The sequence below is a fragment of the Pseudomonas sp. MHK4 genome, assembly GCF_054600775.1.
In genome coordinates this window covers 22,060-43,246 of record NZ_BAAIAK010000001.1, presented here as the reverse complement: position 1 = coordinate 43,246, position 21,187 = coordinate 22,060, and the positions used below count along the sequence as shown (strand labels likewise).

Genomic DNA, 21,187 nt, shown 5'->3' with positions numbered 1-21,187 from the left:
TCAGCCAAGTTTCTTGTTCACGTCCACCAACAGCGCCTCAATCTCTTTGCGTCGCCCGGCGTCAGCGCTTTCGCGGCCGGGACGGGGCGCGGCCAGCAAGGCTTTTTGCAGGGCTGCCCGGGCCTCGGCGTAACGCTTCTGACGGTAGAGGTGATCCCCCCAAAAGTACAGGCTGTCGATGCCGTTGGGGTTCATTTGCAAGGCGACCTTGAGCAATTGTTCGGCCTTGTCCGAGTCGCCAAAGCCGATGGGCCACCCCGGCACCCGGTCGTACAGCGCGCCGAGGCTGGTGTAGGCAGAGCCTTGCAGGGCCTTGGGATCCAGGGTCAGGGCTTTTTCCAGGTCGGCCCTGGCCGCCTTGACCTTGCTCAGCGCACCGAGCCCGCCCTGGGCGCCGGCCCAACTGCTGGTGACGATACCGGACCAGATCCAGGCCTCTGCGACCGCCTGGCGTTCCTGGGTAAAGCTTTTGGCTTGCGCGGCGAGTTTTTCGAAGGCCGCGGTGCGTTGGTCCTCCGGCAACTCGTACTGGATGTGCGCCCAGCTTTGCTGGATCCCGTTGAGGCGTTGCTGGTCGGCGGCATCCAGCGCCCAGGCACCCTGGCTCAAGACGCCGCACAGCAGGCAGGCGATGATCGTTTTCATGGTTCGGGGTGCTCCTTGTCGGGTTTCTGGCTCAGGTGGCGGATCAGCGGCAATTGCTTGCGCAGGCCGCGGTCCACCAGGTGCGGCAACAGGCTGTTGAGGCGCACGAAAAAGCGTTCCGGCCAGCCCAGGTACAGGTCACGACGGTCACCGGCGATGGCGTGGATCACCGCGGCGGCCACCGCGCGCGGGTCGTCGACATTGGCCTTGAGCGCATCGTTGAGCGCCTGGGCCGCCGGGCTGTTCATGCTGGTGCGGGTGGCGCGGGGGGCGACGTAGAGCACGCTGACCCGGGTGTCCGCCAGTTCCCGGCGCAAGGCTTCGGAGAATCCGCGCAGGGCGAACTTGGTCGCGCAGTAGCTGGCGTATCCGGGGTAGCCAATGGAGCCGTAGGTCGAACCGACGTTGACCACCATGGCGCTGTCGGCCTGCTTGAGCAGTGGCAGCAGCAGTTTGGTCAGGCAGATCGGCGCGCTGATGTTCACCGCCAGCATCGCGTTGATCTCACTGTCGTCCAGCTGTTCGAGCATGGCGAAATGATTGACCCCGGCGGCATTGATCAACAGGTTGATGCCGCCAATGCTTTCGGCTTCCGCCAACACTTCACGGCGCTCGGAGAGCAGCGTCAGGTCAGCGCCGATCCAGCACAGATTGCGCGGGTACAGTTCGAGCAGCGCCGCCAGCGGTTGTCGATTGCGCGCCACGGCCAGTACACGGGCACCACTGGCGCACAAGGCCGTGGCGATGGCCAGGCCGATGCCGCCGCTGGCGCCGGTCAACACCACGCGGGCTTCAGACAGGCGCATGCCGGCTCTCCCCGTCATGCGGCAGGCCGCGGAACATATCGGTGTACAGCCGGTAGACCACGGTGGAGGCGTGAATGACCGCGGCCTGGTCGTCCGGATCTTCCAGTCTGTTCATCAGTCGGCGGTAGATCTGCATGTGCTCGATATCCAGTGAGCCGTGGGAACTCAAGTAGCTGAAGGCGCTTTGCGGCAGGTCCAGGCGTTGGCGGATGCTGTCGGCGGCCTGGGTGGCCAGGGCGATGCTGGTGCCTTCGAGCACGTTGACCATGCCGAACAGCCCCACCGGGTTGCCCCGGGCAATCAGGTCGTAGAGGAAGCTGACCATCAATTCGATCGGCAAGGATGGACGCCCGGTGCGCACTGCGTTCTTGTCACCGCCGCAGGCTTCGATGTCGTCGAGCACCCACTTTTCGTGGCCGTATTCATCCTCGATGTACTCACACACCGCCTCACGCAGCCATTCCAGGCGTGACGGCAGGCGCGCACCGCAGGCCATCATCAAGGGCACGGTATGGCGCACGTGGTAATAGGCCTGCGTAAGAAAGGCCTGGTAGCTGTCCAGGCTGACGTTGCCTTCCAGGGCATCCCGGATGACCGGCAAGTTGAACAGCTCAGTGCGTTGTGGGTGCGTGGCTTCTTGCAGCCGGTCAAAAAAACTCATGGCGCGGATTCCTCCGTAAATGCGGATTCATTCAGTTGCTCCCGGTAGCGCTCGACGATGGCGTCCCGCCGGGGCCGGCCGTTGGCAGTGAGCAAACCGTTGGCGGCGGTGAAGGGTTGATCGAGCCGGGTCCAGTGATGGACCCGGGCGTAGTCGGGCAACGCCTGGTTGGCCTGGTCGACGGCGATGGCCAGTTGTTCGTCGCTGCAATCGGGGCGATGGGGCCAGAGCAGCGCATGGTTGTGCGGCATCGCCTCGCCATGCACGAAGGCCTGGGCGATCAGCCCGCGCTGGGTCAATTCGGCCTCCACCCACTCGGGATTGACGTTGCGCCCGAAACTGGTGACGAACTGATGTTTCTTGCGGCCCTTGAGGTAGAGAAAACCCTCGGCGTCGAACTCGCCGAGATCGCCGCTGGGCCACCACGGCGCGGTGTGCGGCGCCTCGCCCAGATAACCGAGCAAGGTCGAACCCCTGATCAGCACTTCGCCGTCGTCCGCCAGGCGAACGTGCACATGGGGCAAGGGCTGCCCCACACTGCCGGGACGGTGCGCTTGCGGCCGATTGAGGCACACCACCGATGCACACTCCGACAGTCCATAACCTTCGTAAACGGGTACACCTGCACGTTGGGCACGACGCAGCAGGTCCTCGCAGACCCGTGCACCGCCCACGGCGGCAAAACGCAGGTGCCGTGGGTCGAAGGCGTTCTGTTCGGCAGCGCTGACCAGCATCAGCAGCAACTGCGGCACCAGAATCAGGCTCTGCGGCGCCCGGCTGGCCAGGCACCCCAGCAGTTGCGGCACATTCACCCCACTGGCGCCTTCAACCCCTAAGGTTTTCGCACTGGGCAGGCTCAAGGTCGCGCCGGCATGCAACGCGGCATAACAACCGATGTTCTCCAGCAAGATGGCCAGCGGCAGCAGCGCCAGATGGTGTTGTGGGTGGTTGGGTTTGCTGGCCAGGTCCAGCTCGCGGCTGACTCGCAGGATGCTGTCTGCGCTCAAGCAAACACCCTTGGGCGTACCGGTGGTGCCCGAGGTGAAGGTCAACTTGGCCGTACTTTCAGGCATCACGCTCGGGCCGCTGAAGCGCCTGCGCCAGAATTCGCCGTCCTTTTGATATCCAGCCGCCTGCAGTTCATCGTCCAGGTGTGGCTCGGCGATGACCCGTGCGGCGCGGCTTTGCTCCAGGCAATGCCTGCGTTGCGTCTGGCTGAAAAAGCCCGGCAAGGCGACACAGGCCAGGCCGGCGAACAGCGCGGCCAGATCCCAGAGCATCGCGTCGACGCCATTGTCCAGTGCCAGGGCCACGACCTCGATCTGCTCATCGCGCAGACGCTGCTGGCGATCCATCACTTCGGCATACAGGGTGGCGTAGTCCAGTTTCAGCTGATCGCCCCACAACGCCGTGGCTTTTGCCCTGCCTTCGGCATGGTTGCGCAGGGTCTGTTTGAACAGTTCCATTTCAGGCGACATGGCAGCAAGCCTCACTGGACGTCGGCAAACCCAGGCGGCTGAACAACCCGATATTGCGCAAGTGAATGAAGCCTGCGCGGATGTTGCCAACGTGAACCCAGGGCTTGCTTTGGTAGTAACTGCCCCAGGCGTGACGATCCTCGCCGAGTCGCGCAGGGTCGGCGGCGCACAGCGAGACGGGCTTCAATCCCAGGCGATGAAAGCTGTTGACCAAGCCCAGGTTGCCGGTAAAGGCCACCCATTCCAGGCCTCCCATGGCCAGCAGGTAGGTCATCGCGATGATGCTCATGCGCGCGTTTGCGGTGTCGCTGGCGGCCAGATTGCCCACCTCGACGATGGCCGACCGCTCTACGGCCTGGTCTGCCGTGGCGCTGATCAGCGGATCGATCGCTTCATCCAGGTAACACTCCAGGAACAGCGGGCCGGCGCTCGCCAGGCGCACACCCACTACTGCACAGAGCGCATCGTTGGCATCAAGCATGCCGAACAGCTCCGGCATGAAATGGCGAATGTCGGCACCGTGGGCCTTGCGGAAACGTTGCTGGATAAAGGCTTCGAAGGCGCCCCGTTGCGGGTCGTCGGGCAAGGCCCTGGCGAGGTGCAACCGCGGCGTTTCGGCCTGGCCAAACCGCAGCGGCAACTGAACATTCCAGTTGAAATCGGACATTGGAAAATACCTCCCCCGGATCTATTGGGGAGGAGTATCGAAGGCGTTTCTTAACGAAGTCTGAAGGTGATCGAAAGAAGCTGGATGGTGTGGGCCATAATGACGCGTATTGCACAGCAATCGGCGGGAACCTTCCAGATGATCTCGATTGAACTGCACCCGGCCCGGCGGGACGAACTGCAGACCATTGAAAACCTGATGCAGTTCTACACCTACGACTTCAGCGAGTGGTTGCCGCTGCCCTTGGGTGAGCTTGGTTTTTTCAGTCTACAGCCCCTCACGGACTACTGGCGAAAACCCGCGACCCAGCCTTTTCTGATCAAGGTCGACGGGGAGTTGGCCGGATTCGTGACCGTGGATGATGAAGTCCATGTACCCGACGCCCGCCACAACATCGGTTACCTGTTCGTCAGTCGGCGCTTTCGTGGCCAGGGTGTCGCCAGATTTGTCGTGTCCACCCTGTTGAACCGGCTCCGTGGTCGATGGCAAATTTTCCATGTCGAGTCGAACCAGCCGGCGCGGTTGTTCTGGGCTGCCGTGATGCCCGAGCTCACGCAAAACCGGTTCAGCCTGCATCAGCTGTCGATCCAGGGGTTGCCGTGCAGCGTTTATTGTTTCGAAACGCCGTAAACCCTGTAGGAGCCGACTTGCCGGCGAAGGCGTTTGAAAGTCCAACACAAGGCTCAAGGACGCCATCGCCGGCAGGCCAGCTCCCACAATAGATCGGGTAAAGCCGCGAGGTTCGCCGGCAAGCCCCCCTCCCTTTCTAATTCCAAATCAGCTTTGTCGGACAATATGTAGTGACTAAAAATATTCACTACAAAACCGTTGACGCCTTCGATTTGCCCTTGCATGATGCAGACGTCTCCCCGATCGGGAGTACTGGCAACACGCTTGAGCAAGCTCGTCTGACCGCCGAGCTGTTTTTTCCGGATACACGCTGCCCACAAGGCAGATTGAAGAAGCTGACCTGGCCTGAACGTCCAGTACAAGGGCGAGAAGCGCTGGCGATCCATCCTCATGAAGCTTGTAGCCGACCCTGAAAACGTCGGCAGGGGCCAAAGGTTATCGCCGCTTCTCTTCGTTGTGACGCTATTGCGTAGCAGTTATTCAACACGACTACATGCAACAGACGCGGGACCCGTCGATTTCGACGGACGACTGCTGACGTCCTGGTTTCGGTGCCAGGGATCAACTAACCGATGGGCTACCTGTATTAGCGAATCAACTTTGAAAGATCACCAAATGGTCAAGGGGTTTTTATGATGAATCTGAACAATCAACCAACTATTGAAGAACTGGCTCGTATGTTCGCTGCGCAAAAAGACAGCCACGACAGCCATATTCTGTGGATCAGCAAGTCTGGCGAAGTTCAAATCGACTGCCTGTCTCCACACGCCCATGAAGCGGAGTTTGACCAGAACAACGAGAACCTGCTCGCCCGACTGAAAATGTACCGTCGCGGCCATGGCTATGTCGGCAAGAAAGCCGCGGCCGACAAGGATTTCATCGGTAATGTTCTGCAAACGCTGAAACAGGCCTGGGACTCGCTGCAGAACCAGAACGAAGTTCGGGTGATTGATCGGTTCTACTAACTAATATTTAACTCATTCAAAAAAGGGCCTGCTCCCAAAAAGAGCAGGCCCTTTTTATTACCCGGTATTGCTGTCCGCCAACTAACCCATGTAGGAGCGAGCTTGCTCGCGAAGGACGTCAACGATGACGCGGGCTGTCAGAATGCCCGCATTGTCTGGACGTCCATCGCGAGCAAGCTCGCTCCTACAGGGGGTCTCGGGGTGATCAGGAAAAATCGGTACCCAGCACCAGGTCCATAAACGCCAACGCTGCCGCACTGTGATAATTGTTCTTGCGCCGAAGCAGCGCCGCCCCGCGCCTGGGCCCCTCGCCCAGCAATGCAATCCTGCGCAATGCACGCTCCGCAGTGGCAATGGGTTCCGGGAGGATAGTCGCCATGGCGCTGTGTTGAATGACTTCCAGCAAGGTGTTGACCGAGTTGACCTCAATGGTCACCTTAGGCGTGATCTGCGCTGTGGCGAAGTATTCATCAATGCAGGAGCGAGTAATGAAGTCCGGGGTCAACAGCGCAAACTCCAGTTGCGCCACTTCTTCAGTGCTCAACGCAGCCTGACGTTCATACAGCGGGTGAGCCCGGCCCACCATCAGTCCCAGGGTTTCGGTAAACGCCGGGATCGATTCGATGTCGACATTTCTCACCTGATCGAACGCAATCGCGATATCCAGCGAATCATCCGCCAGCCCCGCCTCGATGTCGGCCATCGACAGCTCGAAAATCCGCAGATGAATATTCGGGTAGCGCGCCACGTAGTCGCGTACCAACGGCCCTACCAGATACGCCATGAAGGTGGGTGTCATGGCCAGGCGCAAGGTGCCGCGGGACAAGTCCTTGACGTCATGCAGCGCACGCTGGCCCGCCTCCAGCTCCACCAGCACCCGGCGTGCGCATTCGATATAGGCCTCGCCCGCATCGGTGGGCTTGACCGTGCGCGAAGTGCGGTCGAACAGGCTGACGCCGAGGGTATCTTCCAGTTGCCGGATCTGTTGCGACAGGGTCGGCTGGGACACGTGCAGCGCCTGCGCGGCGCGGGTGAAGCCGCCGTGGTCGGCAACGGCCAGCAAGTAACGCAGATGACGCAACAACATGGGATCACCATCTATAGGCAGTGCTTATACATTCCATTGTATATCGGTCTTGGACGCTATGGATGGATCGACAGAAGATGGCTGCACACCCAAGCACATCCTACTGCGACAGGAGAAACTCCATGCAACAGTCCCACGCCTACAACGACACCAGTCTGGCCCTGACCACCGAAATCCTCGACGCCAAGGCGCGCAAGAACCTGTCCAGGCAAGACCTGACTGACGGCACCGGCCTTGGCCTGGCCTACGTCACCGCTGCCCTGCTCGGCCAGCACCCGCTGCCGGAAAGCGCCGCCAAGGTTATTGGCGAGAAGCTTGAGCTGGACGCCGACGCCGTCGCCCGCCTGCAGATCATTCCGCTGCGCGGCAGCCTCTCGGGTGTCCCGACCGACCCGACCATCTACCGCTTCTACGAGATGATCCAGATCTACGGCACCACGTTGAAGGCGCTGGTGCATGAACAATTCGGCGACGGCATCATCAGCGCGATCAACTTCAAGCTCGACTTGAAGAAAGTCGAAGACCCGGAAGGCGGCTCCCGCGCCGTGATCACCCTGGACGGCAAGTTCCTGCCCCTGCGTCCGTTCTAAATGGATACCGGCCCGCGCTTTGCTGCGGGCCAAACCCGGCTCACCCCTGAGGACTCAAGCATGCAAGCGCTCATCGACGGTTTTCTGAAGTTCCAGAAGGAAGTCTTTCCCCAACGTACCGACCTGTTCAAACACCTGGCCACCACGCAACACCCGGGCACCCTGTTCATCACCTGTTCCGACAGCCGCGTGGTGCCGGAACTGCTGACCCAGCAAGAGCCCGGCGAGCTGTTCGTCATCCGTAACGCCGGCAACATCGTGCCCTCCTACAGCCCCCATCCCGGCGGTGTGTCGGCCACGGTGGAATATGCGGTCGCGGTGCTCGGCGTGACCGACATCGTGATCTGTGGCCATTCCGATTGCGGCGCGATGACGGCGGTTGCCAAGTGCACCTGCATGGACCACCTGCCCGCCGTCAGCGGCTGGCTGCAACACGCCGAATCGGCCAAGGTGATCAACGAATCCCGGCCCCACGCCGATGAGGCGGCCAAGGTCAGTTCGATGGTGCGCGAGAACGTCATCGCGCAACTGGCGAACATCCAGACTCATCCGAGCGTGCGCCTGGCCCAGGAAAAAGGCCTGTTGAACCTGCATGGCTGGGTGTACGACATCGAGACCGGCTCGATCGATGCGCTGGATGCCGGCAGCCGCACGTTCGTGTCGCTGGCCGAGCATCCACACACCTGCGCGGTCTATGCCAGGGTGGTTGATGCCGCGTGAGCAAAATCCTGGCGACCGCCATTGCAGCGGTCGCCAGGGTTTTTCAGCGTTTAACGCCGAGATCGACCTGGGTCATGCGACTGCGAATGGTAAACACGCCATCGCCCGAGAGAATCGCGCTACGCGCAAACAGGCGCCCGCTCTCCCAGTTCGACAATCCCAGTTCCGGCTTGTTGAGTGCGTACTGGCCGTCGACCCAACGGGTGATCCCGTTGCCGACAAAGGGCGCGTTGACCGCGTTGTAGAAACGTTCCTGAGCCGCGGCATCTTCACTGAGCAGCGACACGGTGAATTGCGGGCTGTAGCGGTTGAACAAGGCGATGGCGCTGTCCAGGTCGTCGACGATCTTCAGGCTGACTTCCGGCGTCTCTTCCCATTCCCATTCGCGACCCAGTTGATCTTCCGGCAAGGGTTCGGCCAGTGCTTCGGTGCGATAGCCTTCGGCGCGGTAGACCTCGACGCTGGCGGTACGCCAATCCGCCGGCAGGATCGCTTCGCTGCCTTCGACGATGTGCAGCTTGCAGCTTTGGCCACGTGCCTGGCCGGCCTGTTGCAGCGCGTCGAGAAACAGTGGTACCAGCTCTGCTGCGCGATCGCGATGGATCAGGCACACGTTCAGGGTGTTGCAGACCTTGCGGTCAAGGGAGTTGCGCACCACGGCGGCAAAGCGCGTGGCATCGGCGTCAGTGTCGGCGATCAACCAGGCGCCACCGGTACCGTGCAGGCTGACGGCGGTGCCGGCCTGTTGCGCGATGCTGCCCAGTTGACTGACGGCGCGCCCCGAACCACGGGCCACGGCCAGCGACAGGCGGCGGTCGGCGAACATCGCCCAACCGGCGGCGTGATTGACGCTGTCCACCAGCGACACCGCACCGTTCGGCAGCCCGGCGTCCTTCAGCGCCGGGTTCAGTGCGTGGGTGACGATGGCCTGGGCCGTGCCCAACGCATCGCTGCCAATGCGCAGCACCGCGGTGTTACCGGTGCGCAACACCCCGGCGGCATCGGCGAAAACGTTCGGCCGGCCTTCGAAGACGAACGCGACGATGCCCAGGGGCGAAACCACTTGTTCGACTTTCCAGCCGTCGTGCTCGACGCAACTGATGACTTTGCCGCGAGTGGCCGACGCATCGCGCCAGGCGCGCAGGCCTTTGATCATGTCGCGGCGCATGCGCTCATCGGCCAGCAGGCGCGTGGTCGAGCGGCCGCGGCCCTTGGCCCGTTCGATGTCGGCCAGGTTCGCGGCCTCGATCAAGGCCCAGCACTCAGGCGTCTCCAGGCGTTGGGCGAACAGATCGAAGAAGGCACTGATGGCCTGGTCCGACACCGTCGACAGCGCCTTGAACGCCGCTTCGGCACGTTCGATCGCCACCGCTGCCGCTTGCTGGTCAGCCACCGGGATCAGCAAGAGCTCGCCGCTGACCTGCTCCACCAACAGGTGGTCACCGGGCTGAAAGCGTGCCGCCAGTTCGGGGCTGACCACAGTGACACGATTACCGGCGAAAGGGATTGGCGTGCCAGCGACTAGACGTTCGAGCGCAAGAGACATGAAGCGGTATCACCATGCAATGGGCGGGCGGAAAATGTATAGCAAAAGTCTTTGAGCGTCATCCGCCACGCCCTGTGCCGATGATCGCAAACCCCGCTGTCACAGGCCCGGCGCACCTACGCTTAAACGGTACCCCCCGCGTTTGCTGTTTCGAAGGAGGCCGTCATGAGCGATGAATTCAGGAGCCATGGCGCAGCCCTTGACGACGAAGGTCTGGAAAATGCCCTGGACCTGGCCAAAGTCAGCGCTGCACAACTCTGGGCTGTCCTGGCCGTAGAAACCTCCGGCAACGGATTCTTTTGCGACCGTCGCCCCAAAATCCTGTTCGAGCGTCACGTCTTCAGCCGCTTGACCGACCAGATGTTTGACGGGCAACACCCCGATATCAGCAGTAAATGCCCCGGCAACTATGGCGCGTCGGGGGATCACCAGTACGACCGGTTGAATCAGGCCATTTGTCTGGACCGCCATGCGGCGCTGCTGAGCACTTCATGGGGGCTGGGCCAGACCATGGGGTTCAATTTCGCCTCCACCGGTTCTGCCGACGTCGAGTCGATGGTCAGGCGCATGGTCCTGTCCGAGAACGAGCAGCTGCTGTGCACCGTCGGCATGCTGATCGGTGGGGGTTGCGTGGCAGCGCTGCGGGCCAAGGACTGGGCGAATTTCGCCCGTCGCTACAACGGCCCCAACTACGCCATCAACAATTACGACTTGCGGCTCAGTGCCGCGTATCAGAAGTTCTCCTACGGCGGCACGCCCGACCTGAGGATTCGCACCGCACAAACCTACCTGACGTACCTGGGCTGGCACCCCGGCACGATTGACGGCATCGTCGGCAAACAGACCCGGGATGCGATGAATCTGTATCAGGCCAAGGAGGGCCTGGAGCTGACCATGGTGCTGGATGACGAAACACTGGAGCATTTGCGCGGGCGGGTTATGGAGTTGGCGCCCTGATTTGATGCCCACCCGATGAATGGACCTGCACTGGCCCCCTGTGGGAGCGAGCTTGCTCCTACGGGGGGCTGTGTTGTGCCGAGAAAGTATCAAAGTGTGTACAGCCCCGCCCCAGACACAGCACGCCTTCATTTCCCCGCTCAAACGACACACCGCAGATACACCCGGTTGATGAAATACGTCTCGACGGGCCCCCCACCGCCCGACTTCCCTGCCTCGAAGGAGATCAACCATGAGCGCCACCATTTCATCGGCCGTCAAAGGCCTGCACCTCAACCTTGACCGTGCCGGCAGCTGGATCGCGCCGCTGACCCTGCGGGTGTTCCTCGCCTGGGAATTCTTCGAGTCAGGCCTGGAGAAATTCAATGGCGAAAACTGGTTCGCCGACATCCAGGAGCGCTTCCTGTTTCCGTTCAACCACCTGCCGGCCACGCTGAACTGGGAACTGTCGATGTGGGTGGAGCTGATCTGCGCCCTCGCCCTGCTGGTGGGCCTGGCCACACGGTTCTCGGCGATCAGCCTGATTGTGGTCACCATCGTCGCGACCGCCGCGGTGCACTGGCCGGCCGACTGGTCGACCTTGAGCGAACTGGCCCAGGGTTACTCCATCAGCAACAAGGGTTTCGGCAACTTCAAACTACCACTGATCTACCTCGTCGCCCTGGTGCCGCTGCTGCTGTCCGGCCCCGGCAAGTTCAGCCTCGATGCCTTGCTGGCCCGATGCTTCTGGCGCCGCACTCATCTCTAAAACGCTGCCGACCTGTAGGAGCGAGCTTGCTCGCGAAAAAGGTACAGTCGACGCCACTCAGCGCCTGAAATACCATCGTCGGATCGCCGCCCGGAGCAAGCGCGCTCCTACAGTGGGTCAAGCGTTTATCGAACCACGCGCAAATCAGCCCATACCCCTTCATTTATTGGGTCTATAAATAACAGTACGCAGTTGGCCGCAAACACGAGGCACAGGCCATGGACAGCAAGGGTTCGGGCATCAATCTGGCCTTCTGGTTGCCAGGCAGTGCGGTCATCCTGAGTCTGGTGGTATCGATGTTCGCCCTCACCCGCGAACCGTTCCTCGAACCGCGCCCCATCGGAGCGCAGTTCCAGGCGCAGTTGCCCATCGAAGCCAGGCTGTGGCAGGACCCTTTCGATGCCGTGGAGCGGTATCGCAAGAAGCTTTCCGACAGCAAGAACCCCGACGCCGAGAACGTCTGCAGCCCCGACCTCTCTCCCCTGGGCGCAGAACAATCGGCGCCCGACCTCATGGTCGCCCTGGTCGAAGGCGGTCCCTACGCCGATGAAGTCGAACGGCGTCGGCGCATTCGTTATGCCTTGCTGGCCGGATTCAAGAACTCCCATCGGGTGCCGGATCAGGAGCAATACATCCACTGCCTGAAACTGGCCGCCAACCTGTCGCTCGATGCGCCGCAGAAAGGCGCTTTCGTCGACGCCCCCTACGAAGTCTTCGTGTCCAACCCCTTCGATCCACCCCTGGCACTTGAAGGCAAAGCAGCGCCGCCTGACCGCACGATCGTGTTCTGGCTGAAACAGGACGCGCTCGGCCCGACTCCGCTGCAACAGCTCGAAACGCTACGCGCCAGCCTCAACCAAAAAGTCGCCAAGGCCTGCACGCCAGCCCCCTGCGCCGAACCGCCAGCCAATACCGTGCTGAAGGTCATCGGCCCCTCGACCTCGACCGTGCTGCGCGACATGTTCCAGGACCAGGACATCGGCAAGGCCTCGCCGAACATCGAAATCTACTCGCCGCTGGCGACCGCCGATAACGAGACGCTGGACCGCGGTTACCAGAAGCTTTCGCCGCCACTGGCCAACCGCGAACCAATGAAACTGCTGCGCACCGTCAGCGACGACGGCACCATGACCCAACTGATGCTCGAAGAGCTCAAGTTGCGTCGCGTCGACCCGGCCGCCGGTGTCCGTTGCAGCGAAGGCAAACTGAGTCGGATCGGTGCACCCTGCAGCGGCAATCTGCGCCGCAACGGCAACCGCATTGCGCTGATTTCCGAGTGGGACAGCTTCTACAGCCGCGCCCTGATCGAAAGCTTCAAGTTACAGGTGGCCAAGGATGCCCATCTGGGAGACGGCGAGAAAAACCGGCGTGAAGCGGTCGACCAGTGGATTTTGCGCTTCAGTTACTTGCGCGGTCTCGACGGGCGTCTGCCGGAGGAATCGGCCAGCACCGATAAAACCGCCAGTGCCGATGCCGGCAAGAACGCCGCCGGCGCCTCCGCCATTGACCTCAGCCCACTGGAGAAATCCGACGGCAACTCCCAGCTCGACTATTTGCGCCGCCTGGCCGATCACATCGCCCGCGAAGACGCGGCCTATCGACGCGATGGCGAAAGCGGGATCGGCGCCATCGGCATCCTCGGCGTCGATGCCTACGACAAGCTGTTGGTGCTGCAGGCACTCAAGAGCCGCATGCCCTATAAACTGTACTTCTCCACCGATCTTGACGCGCGCATGCTGCAACGCGGTCAGGCACAAACCACACGCAATCTGATACTGGCCGCGCCCTATGGCCTGACGCTGACCCGCGCCCTGCAGCAAGATGTACCGCCGTTTCGCGACAGCCTGCAAAGTGCGGTGTTCGTCTCGGTCCTGGCCGCGCTGGCCCCACAATCGTTCGACGCCAAGCGGGCCAAGTTCGACTACTCAAAATCCGAGCTGCTCTCGCCGGGCATCTATGAGGTCGGCATCAGCGGCTTCATTCCCCTGGCGAGCCGACTGAGCGCCTCACGCCCGGCCAATTGCGAGGCACCGGCACAATCGCAGTCCGATCGCGGCATTCGCCCCCACGACCTCATGGCCTTGCGTTGCCTCCAGGATCCGTCGCCACCGCCCTACCCTGAACCTTCCAGGTCAATCCGCGAGCGGTTCAAGCAAACCCAATCGTTTTATTGGGCCGGACCGCTGACGCTGACCCTGCTGGTCATCGCCGGGTTCATCGTCTGGTGGCGGGTCGAGGGCCCGCAGGACGATGAGCACGACACGCGACTGGCCTGGGTACGCGGGGTACCGATCACGCTGTTCATGGTCGCGGCGGTGTGTGCTTTCATCGCCACCCGGTTCTGGCACGCCGAGTTCCTCTGGTTCACTTTCGTCCTGCTCCTGTTGGGCATCATTTCCTTGAACCTGACCCGGCGCTCGGCGAAGAAACGCATGCTTGCCCAGGACTCCACGGCCAGTGTCAGCCCCGGCGCCTACGACACCGGGACCTGGTACATCGTGGTTCCGCTGGTGATGTTCATCCTCGCACTGATGCTGGCGTACCAGATGCGCAGCACCCTGACCGACAACGGCCTGGGTGAGCCGATGTTCCTGTTCGAAGGCATCAGTGCCTGGCCCACCGTGGCGCTGCGCCTGCTGGCGGTGTTGATCTCGCTGTCGGCGTTGACCTGGGGCTGGCGCAAGCTGCGCATCAACCGGGCCGAAATCGAAACCGCCTTCCATTTGCAGCTGCATATGCGCAAATACCAGATGACCTTGTGGGGCCAGGTCCTGCGCTTGATCCGTCGCGGCAAGGGCTGGACGTTGCGTCGCTGGTGCAATGAACTGGGCCACTGGCTGCTGCTGATTTTCTTCCCGTTGATGAGCGCCAGCGATGACTGGTCGAAGTCCTGCGAAGCCGCCCAGGCCAATTGCACCGACGGGCGCAAGATGATCTCCATCGCGCGCTTCTGGGGTGAGCATTGCATCTGCGGTTCATTCGGCGCGCGCATGCTGCGGGCGATACTCGCCACCTGGTTGTACGTGGTGGTCACCAGTGTGTTGTTTGTCGTCTGGCCCATGGAAGGCATGCCGGTGCGTGGATCGTCCATGGGCTGGATGCTCAGCTGGTTGATTCCCACCCTGATCTTCCAGGTGCTGGTGTTCTGGGTCATGGACGCCAATCTGCTGCTGACGCGCTTCATCCGTCACCTCAGTGAGCATCACGCGATCTGGCCGGGAAGTTTGCAGGCACAGCACAAGAAAATCTTCGGCATGCTCAAGCACCCGTGCATCGATGAATGGGTCGATCTGCAACTGATCGCCCGGCGCACGTCGGCGGTCAATCGCCTGATCTACGCACCGACCGTGGTCATGTTGATCCTGCTGGCCTCGCGCAGCAGCCTGTTCGACAACTGGCCCACACCGCCCGGGCTGATGATTTCCTACCTGCTGACGGCACTGTTGCTGCTCACCTCCGCGCTGACCCTGCGCCGCGCCGCGGAAAAGGCCCGCACACAGGCCTTGCAACGACTCGATGCCTACCTGCTGGAAACCCCCGAAGCCACGCCCTGCTACGGCAAGTTCAAGATGATCCGCGAGCGGGTGTCGACGCTCAATACCGGGTCGTTCTCGCGCTATTCCGAAGATCCGCTGATCCGCGCATTGCTGCTGTCGCTCACCGGCATCGGTGGTTCGGCGATTGTCGATGCGTTGAACTACGCGAAGTTTTAACAGCATGGCATGGGCGCTCTACCCCACGCCCATGGCCACGCTGGATCAGAGCTGGTTGTTCATCGCCAAGTTCACGAACCGGGTATCGAAGCGCAGCTTGATGTTGTTCTTGTCGCCCAGGGTCGAGCCGTCGGCGAACTGCATGCCCACCGCGTCAGCGTTGGTGGCCGCTTGACCCAGCAAACCCTTGGCGAAGGAAAAGGTGCGGACCTTGTCCATGGTGTGGCGGATAGCCTCGGAACTGGCGAATTCGTAGGCCGTGGTGGGCGTGTAGAACAGCATGGTCTGGGTCAGTTGATCCTCGTATCCCTTCAGATCGGTGCCCGAACGCTCGGCCATCGACGTGCGTGCAGCGATGGCCTGTGCGCTGTCCCCGGACATCAATTGCAGGGTTTCGAACCACGCGCCCACCAACGCCTTGCCCAGCTGCGGGTTGGCCGCCAGCGTATCGCTGTTGACCGCCATCATGTCGATGATCTCCCCAGGGATTTCCCTGGACGTGAAGACCTCGACCGCCGTCGGCGATTGCTTCATCACCATGCGCAACTGCGGGTTCCACAGTGCCGCCGCGGTTACACCGGGCGTGGTGAAAGAGGCCACCGCATCGGCATCGGAGGTGTTCATGATCTTGATATCGCGCTGGCTCAGACCGTGAATGTCCAGGGCCCGGGACATCAGGTAATCGGAGACCGACAGCTCCACCAGATTGACCTGCTGGCCCTTGATGTCGGCAAAGGTCTTGCCATTTTTCAGGACAATCGCGTCGTTGCCATTGGAGTAATCCCCAAGGATCAGCCCCGTGGTGTCCACACCGTTGGCGCCTGGAATGGTCAATGCATCCATGTTGGTCATGCCGCAGGCATCAAATTCGCCAGCGGCGTACTGGTTGATCGACTCGATGTAGTCATTGAGCTGTACCAGCTCGATCTTGATGCCGTACTTCCTTGCCCACTTGTCGATGATCCCGTGTTCGCTGGCGTAACCCCACGGCATCCAGCCGGAATAGATCGACCAGGCGACCTTGAACTCCTGCTTTTTCTCAGCGGCGCAAGCACCGAAAGCGAGACAGGAACACGCCAGCAACACGGCGGCAAAACGGTAAAACACGCACGAGAATGCCTTCATGGAAACCTCACGGGTTATGAATGAGTCGCAGCGATCAATTCAAACGAGCGGCTGGGTATAGCGGCTCAATGTCGGGGATTCACGCTCATGCCATAACGCGGCGCTGCGGGTGAATCCGGTGGATTGTGCGTAGCTGACGTGCGGTTCCAGCGTGTCGATGATGAACAGGCGTTCGCAGGCCAGCCCATCGATCAGCAATCGCTGGATGACATGAACGCCGTCAGCCTGTGGTTCGAAACCGTCCAGTGCGATCAGCGGCTGCCCCACGCGCGCGGCACAGGTCGAGAGCGTCACGTTGTAGCCCTCGTCGAGCGAGCCCCGGGCCACTGAGGTTTCGAAGTTGAAGGCACGTCGCAGCCGTTGCGGGTCCTGCGCGTATTGGGCGACCCACTCACGCAGGGGCACACTGCTTTGAATCGGATGTGAACGCCCCAGCACCAGCGCCGCGTGCTCACCGCAGACGATCAGACCGCCACCCCGATGACGCACGATGCCGCTCTCCAACTCCTTTTCCTCCAGCAGCCGCAAACCGATCAATGCGCCCGCCGCCGACGTTTGCAGACGCCAGTCTTCGACATAGGCCCCGCTGGGCGCGAACTCGATCATGCAGTTGCCGATGCGCTTGAGCAGCCCCGGTTCTGGCCAGCGATTGTGCAACTGCAAGGACGTGTCGGTGTGCCAACCGAGGACCTCGCCTTCCCATGAGCACAAGGCTTCCCAACCTTCGTAGTTGGCCAGTTGCTGCAATTCTTCAGCGCTGTATGCCAGCAACGGTTTGGCGTTCACCTGGTGCTCTTCCAGGGGCAAGCGCAAGTCGATGGTGAAGTTGCGACTTTGAAACCAGCACACGTGGGTCTGCGTATCGGTCAGGCCATCGGCAAAGCTGATCGCCCGGCGCTTGTAGAAACCCAGCATCCAGTCCGGAACGCCTTGGGTCGGTTGCCTTGGGTAACGCGTGACAAGTTCATTGAGGTGCATATCAAGCCTCCATGGCGCGGGCGGTACGGCCGAATGAAGACAAACCCTTTGCCCCTTCAGGCAAGCTCAGTTCACCGCAGGCCAGGCGCTGCTTCAGGTAGCGAAAGGTTTGCAGGGTTTGCGCGTACAGATGCTCGCCACACACAACCGGACCGTAGCGGCTCGGCGTTGCCGGATCGACCAGTTGCGCGATGGGCTCGATGACCGTGTCGTAATCACAGGCGCAAAACATCGGGAACGCGTAACGCTCCTCGGCGACTTTGCGCACCCGATGCGCCGTGGCGACGTAGGTGCCGTTGCTCAGCACCTCCATCATGTCGCCAATGTTGATGACAAACGCGCCATCCACCAACGGCACATTGATCCACTGCCCTGCCCCGTTCAACACTTCGAGTCCCGGCGCGGTCGGGAGCAAAATGGTGAAGCACTCATAGTCGGTGTGCGCACCGATACCGGGACGATCCACCGGCACATCCGGCGAGAACGGATAGTGGATCAACCGCAGTTGACTCGGCGGGCTGGTGACCCGTTGAGTGAAAGCGTTTTCCGCAAGCCCCAGTGCCAGTGCGAAGCCTCGAAAAAGCGTGAGGTTGAGGCTGAACACGGCATCGTAGTAGGCCTTGATGTCTTGCTTGAATCCCGGCAACGCCGGCCAGCGATTGGCACCCAGCATCGGTCGCGTCCCGTGCGATAGCGGGTAATCGAAGCCAACATCAAAGGCCTCCTTGTGATCAATGCTGCCCTCGACGAACTGCTCTTCGCCCTCCGGTACATAACCGCTGTGATTGCTCGAGAACCCTATGTAATCCGTCATCTTCCGTTCCAGCGGCTGGGCGAAATACTCCACCGTCCGTTGCTTGAGGCGGTTGATGATCCGGGGGTCGACACCGTGCCCGGTCACATACAGAAAGCCTGCTTGCGAGGCCGCTCGCCCCAGGACAGCGGCGGTTTCGATACGATCGGCAGCACAGTCCGAAAACAGTCCATGAATGTCTACCAGAGGCAAGCTGCGGAACGCTGAGTGGGGGGTAGTTCGAGGCGTGGGCGCCATAAGTAACCTCCTGATGATTAGTCAAAATGTCACCTGGTCGTCCAGATATCGCAGAGCCGCGAGGCCTCCGGGTCGTCCCGGATCAGTCGCACCAGAAAAGGTGCTTGAGGGGTGGAGCAATGTGCGTGCCACGTTCGATCGTGCGGATAATCACAGCTGTATCTCGTTGATTTAGAAAAGGACGGGGCGATGAGAGAGCTCCATCCTGGGAACCGGTAAAAGCACCAGGATGGAGCGAATGCCTCGCTGCTACAGGTCCGGTGTTCAGTTCGCTGCGACCGGCGTCCAGTCGAACCGATAGACCTCAGACGGCGTCCCCGGGTGGCATTGACCGTTATCGGCAGCAACGCCGACGATCGACCAGTGCGCTCGGTTGTTTTCACCCAGCGCTCGAACGGCCTCGGGGTTGAAACACTGCTTCAAGACTTCGTCCGGTACCAGGGCGTAGGCTTGCGGGTGTTCACGCAGCCACTGGGCGGCGTACTCGACCGAGGAGTGTTCCATGCCGAAATGCACGATCGGCTGGCGGGCGAACAACCAGTGGCCCTCTTCCCAATTGACCAATACCAGATCCGCGCCGTGGCTGAGGGTCGCGGCCTGGGCCATGATCGCCTGATCCGGATTGGCGCCGTCCTTGATCGGTTCGATAATCCCTCGGGCGAACCACAGTACGAACCAGGTCGCGACCAGCGCCGAAAATAGCCGTCGAAAGCGCGGACGCCGCCTGAACCAGCGATGCAGCAACCAGGGCATCAACGGCGCCGCCACCAGCACCAGCCCCGGCAGCGCCGGGTAGATATACAACTTGCGTTTGCCGGCACTGATACTGAAAAACAACACCACCAGCACCACCCAACCGAGCAGCACCAGCACTCGACCGTCGCGTTTTTGCAGTTGCCGACGCCAGGCCGGCACCAGCCATGGCAGGACCAGCACCAACGGCAGCCAATACTGCGCAATGACGTTGGTGAAGAAGTACCAGAACGGTTCGCGGTGATGCCATGCGTTGGCGTAGCGTCCGGCGGTCTGCCTCAGGAGGATTTCCCGCGCGTAGGCCACCTCGTCAGCCGCGCCATCGAGCACGATGGACACCGCCAATGGCAGTAGCCAGATCGCAATCGCGGCCAGCATCAACAGCAATCCGAGCAGCCACTTTCGCGTCTCGCCCGGCATCGCCACCACTCCCGGCCAGCCCTTGCGCACCGCATAGGCATAAGGGATCAGCATCAGCGCCGGCAGAAAGCCCACGCCCTTGGTGATCACACCGATGCCCATGGCCGCGCAGCCCACGTAAAACCAGCGCCACGCGGGGCCGAGCAACAGGTGACGCGCCAGGCCGTACATCCCCAGCGTGGTGAACAGAATCAAAAAGCTGTCGATCTGCCCGGTGCGCAGGATGCTGTAGGTCTGGTAGGTCGCCAGGTACAACAGCACAGCCGTGCGACCAATGCGCTGGTTCCAGAGCCGGCGCCCGAGGTCGTAGACCAGCGCCGTCACCGTCACCGCAGAAAACAATCCCGGAATATACAACGCGATGTTGGGCTTGCCGGTGAGCCAGACGAAGAACGCCACCGTCCACATGAAGATCGGCGGCTTGTCGCCGTAGATCTCCCCGGCACGGTGCGGTATCAACCATGAACCGTTTTTCAGCATCTCCAGGGCCACACCGAGGAAGCGTTCCTCGTCGACATTCTGCGCCTGGCGCAAGCCCAAACCGGCGCCGATCAACAGCAGGGCAAACAGCATCAGGCCCAGGCATTCGACCCTGGGCGACAACGATCTGCGCATCGGTTATTCCTTCAGGCTTTTGCTTTTGGCAATCAATTGCAAATTGCGCAAATAGACGATGGAGCCAAAGGCCTGGCCGACGATAAAAACCGGGTCCTGGCGATAGATCGCGTAGGCAAACAGCAAGGTGCTGCCGACGATGCTCAAATACCAGAAGCTCACCGGAATCACGCTGCGTTTTTTGTATTCGCTGTACAGCCACTGCAAGACAAAGCGGCCGGTGAAGGCGATTTGGCCGGCAAAGCCGATCACCAGCCACAGGGTTTCACGAGTCACAATCATCCTTCGAGCTCCTGGGCGTGGGTATTCAGCCGCGTGCGCTTGATCAGCCACCAGACGCCGATCAGGTCGAGAATGCCCACCAGGGCACGGTCGAGGTTGTCGTACTTGGACACCCCCGCCGTGCGCGCGCGATGGTTGACCGGATAATTGATCGTTCGGCCGTTGTGGCGCTGGATCAACGCCGGGATAAAGCGATGCATGTGATCGAAATACGGCAGGCGCAAGAACGCCGCGCGCTCGATCAGCTTCAAGCCACAGCCTGTGTCCGGCGTGGCATCCTTGAGCAAGCGACGGCGCAGGCCGTTGGCGAAACGCGAGGCCCAGCGCTTGCTCGCGGTATCGCGGCGGTTGACCCGGTGACCGGCCACCAGTTGCACGTCGCCCCTGCCCCGTGTGATTGGCTGACTGCGCACCAGCGCCAGCATGCCGGGGATGTCCGCCGGATCGTTCTGGCCGTCGCCGTCGAGGGTCGCCAGCCATTGCCCGCGAGCTTCCCGCGCCGCGTGGTAGAGCGATGTGCTTTGCCCCAGCGAGCGCTGGTGATGCAGGATGCGTAAGGCACTCAGGCCGCTGTTCCTGATCTGCCGCAACTCGTGCAAGGTCGCGTCGGTACTGCCATCGTCGACCACGATGATTTCATACACTTCGTTGGCCAGCGCCTCGTGCACCTCTTCAAGTAGCAACTTGAGATTGTTCGCTTCGTTCTTCGCCGGAATCAGTACTGATACAAATATGTCTTGGCTCATGGAG

At 61.4% G+C, this 21,187-nt stretch carries 20 protein-coding genes; 7 read left to right on the top strand and 13 right to left on the bottom strand.

The features are described 5' to 3' along the window. From ACYP2Q_RS00225 to ACYP2Q_RS00205, 5 genes are read right to left on the bottom strand one after another with little or no spacing between them, the layout of a single operon-like run. The gene (locus tag ACYP2Q_RS00225) at window positions 1-645 is read right to left on the bottom strand and encodes a tetratricopeptide repeat protein (protein ID WP_459728540.1); all 645 of its coding nucleotides are present in this window, start codon (window positions 643-645) and stop codon (window positions 1-3) included. Beyond that, window positions 642-1,451 carry an SDR family oxidoreductase gene (locus tag ACYP2Q_RS00220; protein ID WP_459728539.1) on the bottom strand — a complete coding sequence of 270 codons (810 nt, stop codon included), beginning with the start codon at window positions 1,449-1,451 and terminating at the stop codon, window positions 642-644. The genes ACYP2Q_RS00225 and ACYP2Q_RS00220 overlap by 4 nt, the downstream gene beginning before the upstream one ends. After that, the gene (locus ACYP2Q_RS00215; protein ID WP_459728538.1) at window positions 1,438-2,112 is read right to left on the bottom strand and encodes a TenA family transcriptional regulator; all 675 of its coding nucleotides are present in this window, start codon (window positions 2,110-2,112) and stop codon (window positions 1,438-1,440) included. The genes ACYP2Q_RS00220 and ACYP2Q_RS00215 overlap by 14 nt, the downstream gene beginning before the upstream one ends. Then, on the bottom strand, window positions 2,109-3,590 hold the full coding sequence (locus ACYP2Q_RS00210; protein WP_459728537.1) for an AMP-binding protein: 1,482 nt from the start codon (window positions 3,588-3,590) through the stop codon (window positions 2,109-2,111). The genes ACYP2Q_RS00215 and ACYP2Q_RS00210 overlap by 4 nt, the downstream gene beginning before the upstream one ends. Beyond that, window positions 3,580-4,257, bottom strand: a complete 678-nt coding sequence (locus ACYP2Q_RS00205; protein WP_459728536.1) for a thermostable hemolysin — start codon at window positions 4,255-4,257, stop codon at window positions 3,580-3,582. The genes ACYP2Q_RS00210 and ACYP2Q_RS00205 overlap by 11 nt, the downstream gene beginning before the upstream one ends. 138 nt (window positions 4,258-4,395) lie before the next feature. Between ACYP2Q_RS00205 and ACYP2Q_RS00200 the strand changes: the two genes are divergently transcribed. Both ACYP2Q_RS00200 and ACYP2Q_RS00195 read left to right on the top strand, forming a co-directional pair. Then, window positions 4,396-4,887, top strand: coding sequence for a GNAT family N-acetyltransferase (locus ACYP2Q_RS00200; RefSeq protein ID WP_459729451.1), 492 nt, complete (start codon window positions 4,396-4,398; stop codon window positions 4,885-4,887). Window positions 4,888-5,522: 635 nt separating this feature from the next. Beyond that, window positions 5,523-5,852 (top strand): hypothetical protein, encoded by a 330-nt coding sequence (locus tag ACYP2Q_RS00195; RefSeq protein WP_459728535.1) that lies wholly within the window; start codon window positions 5,523-5,525, stop codon window positions 5,850-5,852. A gap of 205 nt (window positions 5,853-6,057) precedes the next feature. On the opposite strand, the gene cynR is transcribed toward ACYP2Q_RS00195, so the two are convergent. Beyond that, window positions 6,058-6,939 (bottom strand): transcriptional regulator CynR, encoded by an 882-nt coding sequence (gene cynR / locus ACYP2Q_RS00190; RefSeq protein ID WP_459728534.1) that lies wholly within the window; start codon window positions 6,937-6,939, stop codon window positions 6,058-6,060. Window positions 6,940-7,061: 122 nt separating this feature from the next. On the opposite strand from cynR, the gene cynS reads away from it, so the two are divergent. Next, window positions 7,062-7,529: a cyanase gene (gene cynS, locus ACYP2Q_RS00185; protein WP_459728533.1), complete on the top strand. Its 468-nt coding sequence runs from the start codon at window positions 7,062-7,064 to the stop codon at window positions 7,527-7,529. Window positions 7,530-7,589: 60 nt separating this feature from the next. Next, window positions 7,590-8,249: a carbonic anhydrase gene (locus tag ACYP2Q_RS00180; protein WP_459728532.1), complete on the top strand. Its 660-nt coding sequence runs from the start codon at window positions 7,590-7,592 to the stop codon at window positions 8,247-8,249. A gap of 43 nt (window positions 8,250-8,292) precedes the next feature. Here the strand turns inward: ACYP2Q_RS00180 and ACYP2Q_RS00175 are convergent, their stop codons facing one another. Continuing rightward, window positions 8,293-9,795, bottom strand: coding sequence for an aldehyde dehydrogenase family protein (locus tag ACYP2Q_RS00175; RefSeq protein ID WP_459728531.1), 1,503 nt, complete (start codon window positions 9,793-9,795; stop codon window positions 8,293-8,295). Window positions 9,796-9,960: 165 nt separating this feature from the next. Here ACYP2Q_RS00175 and ACYP2Q_RS00170 point away from each other — a divergent pair, with 165 nt between their 5' ends. The 3 genes from ACYP2Q_RS00170 (at window position 9,961) to ACYP2Q_RS00160 (ending at window position 15,213) form a co-directional block, all read left to right on the top strand. Beyond that, window positions 9,961-10,752 (top strand): N-acetylmuramidase domain-containing protein, encoded by a 792-nt coding sequence (locus ACYP2Q_RS00170; protein WP_459728530.1) that lies wholly within the window; start codon window positions 9,961-9,963, stop codon window positions 10,750-10,752. Window positions 10,753-10,984: 232 nt separating this feature from the next. Next, a complete protein-coding gene (locus ACYP2Q_RS00165; protein WP_459728529.1) occupies window positions 10,985-11,500 on the top strand; it encodes an HvfX family Cu-binding RiPP maturation protein in 516 nt (171 codons plus the stop codon). A gap of 218 nt (window positions 11,501-11,718) precedes the next feature. Then, on the top strand, window positions 11,719-15,213 hold the full coding sequence (locus ACYP2Q_RS00160; RefSeq protein ID WP_459728528.1) for a hypothetical protein: 3,495 nt from the start codon (window positions 11,719-11,721) through the stop codon (window positions 15,211-15,213). 45 nt (window positions 15,214-15,258) lie between these two features. Here the strand turns inward: ACYP2Q_RS00160 and ACYP2Q_RS00155 are convergent, their stop codons facing one another. The 6 genes from ACYP2Q_RS00155 to ACYP2Q_RS00130 form a co-directional block, all read right to left on the bottom strand. Beyond that, window positions 15,259-16,338: a putative urea ABC transporter substrate-binding protein gene (locus ACYP2Q_RS00155; RefSeq protein WP_459728527.1), complete on the bottom strand. Its 1,080-nt coding sequence runs from the start codon at window positions 16,336-16,338 to the stop codon at window positions 15,259-15,261. 39 nt (window positions 16,339-16,377) lie between these two features. Then, window positions 16,378-17,316 (bottom strand): hypothetical protein, encoded by a 939-nt coding sequence (locus ACYP2Q_RS00150; RefSeq protein ID WP_459728526.1) that lies wholly within the window; start codon window positions 17,314-17,316, stop codon window positions 16,378-16,380. Between the two features lies 1 nt (window position 17,317). Continuing rightward, complete coding sequence (locus ACYP2Q_RS00145; RefSeq protein ID WP_459728525.1) at window positions 17,318-18,367, bottom strand: isopenicillin N synthase family dioxygenase; 1,050 nt, start codon at window positions 18,365-18,367, stop codon at window positions 17,318-17,320. A 264-nt stretch (window positions 18,368-18,631) separates the two neighbouring features. Then, the gene (locus ACYP2Q_RS00140) at window positions 18,632-20,155 is read right to left on the bottom strand and encodes an ArnT family glycosyltransferase (protein ID WP_459728524.1); all 1,524 of its coding nucleotides are present in this window, start codon (window positions 20,153-20,155) and stop codon (window positions 18,632-18,634) included. A gap of 3 nt (window positions 20,156-20,158) precedes the next feature. Beyond that, window positions 20,159-20,437 carry a lipid-A-disaccharide synthase N-terminal domain-containing protein gene (locus ACYP2Q_RS00135; RefSeq protein WP_459728523.1) on the bottom strand — a complete coding sequence of 93 codons (279 nt, stop codon included), beginning with the start codon at window positions 20,435-20,437 and terminating at the stop codon, window positions 20,159-20,161. Continuing rightward, complete coding sequence (locus tag ACYP2Q_RS00130; RefSeq protein ID WP_459728522.1) at window positions 20,434-21,183, bottom strand: glycosyltransferase family 2 protein; 750 nt, start codon at window positions 21,181-21,183, stop codon at window positions 20,434-20,436. Before ACYP2Q_RS00130 ends, ACYP2Q_RS00135 begins: the two co-directional genes overlap by 4 nt. Window positions 21,184-21,187 lie beyond the last annotated feature (4 nt).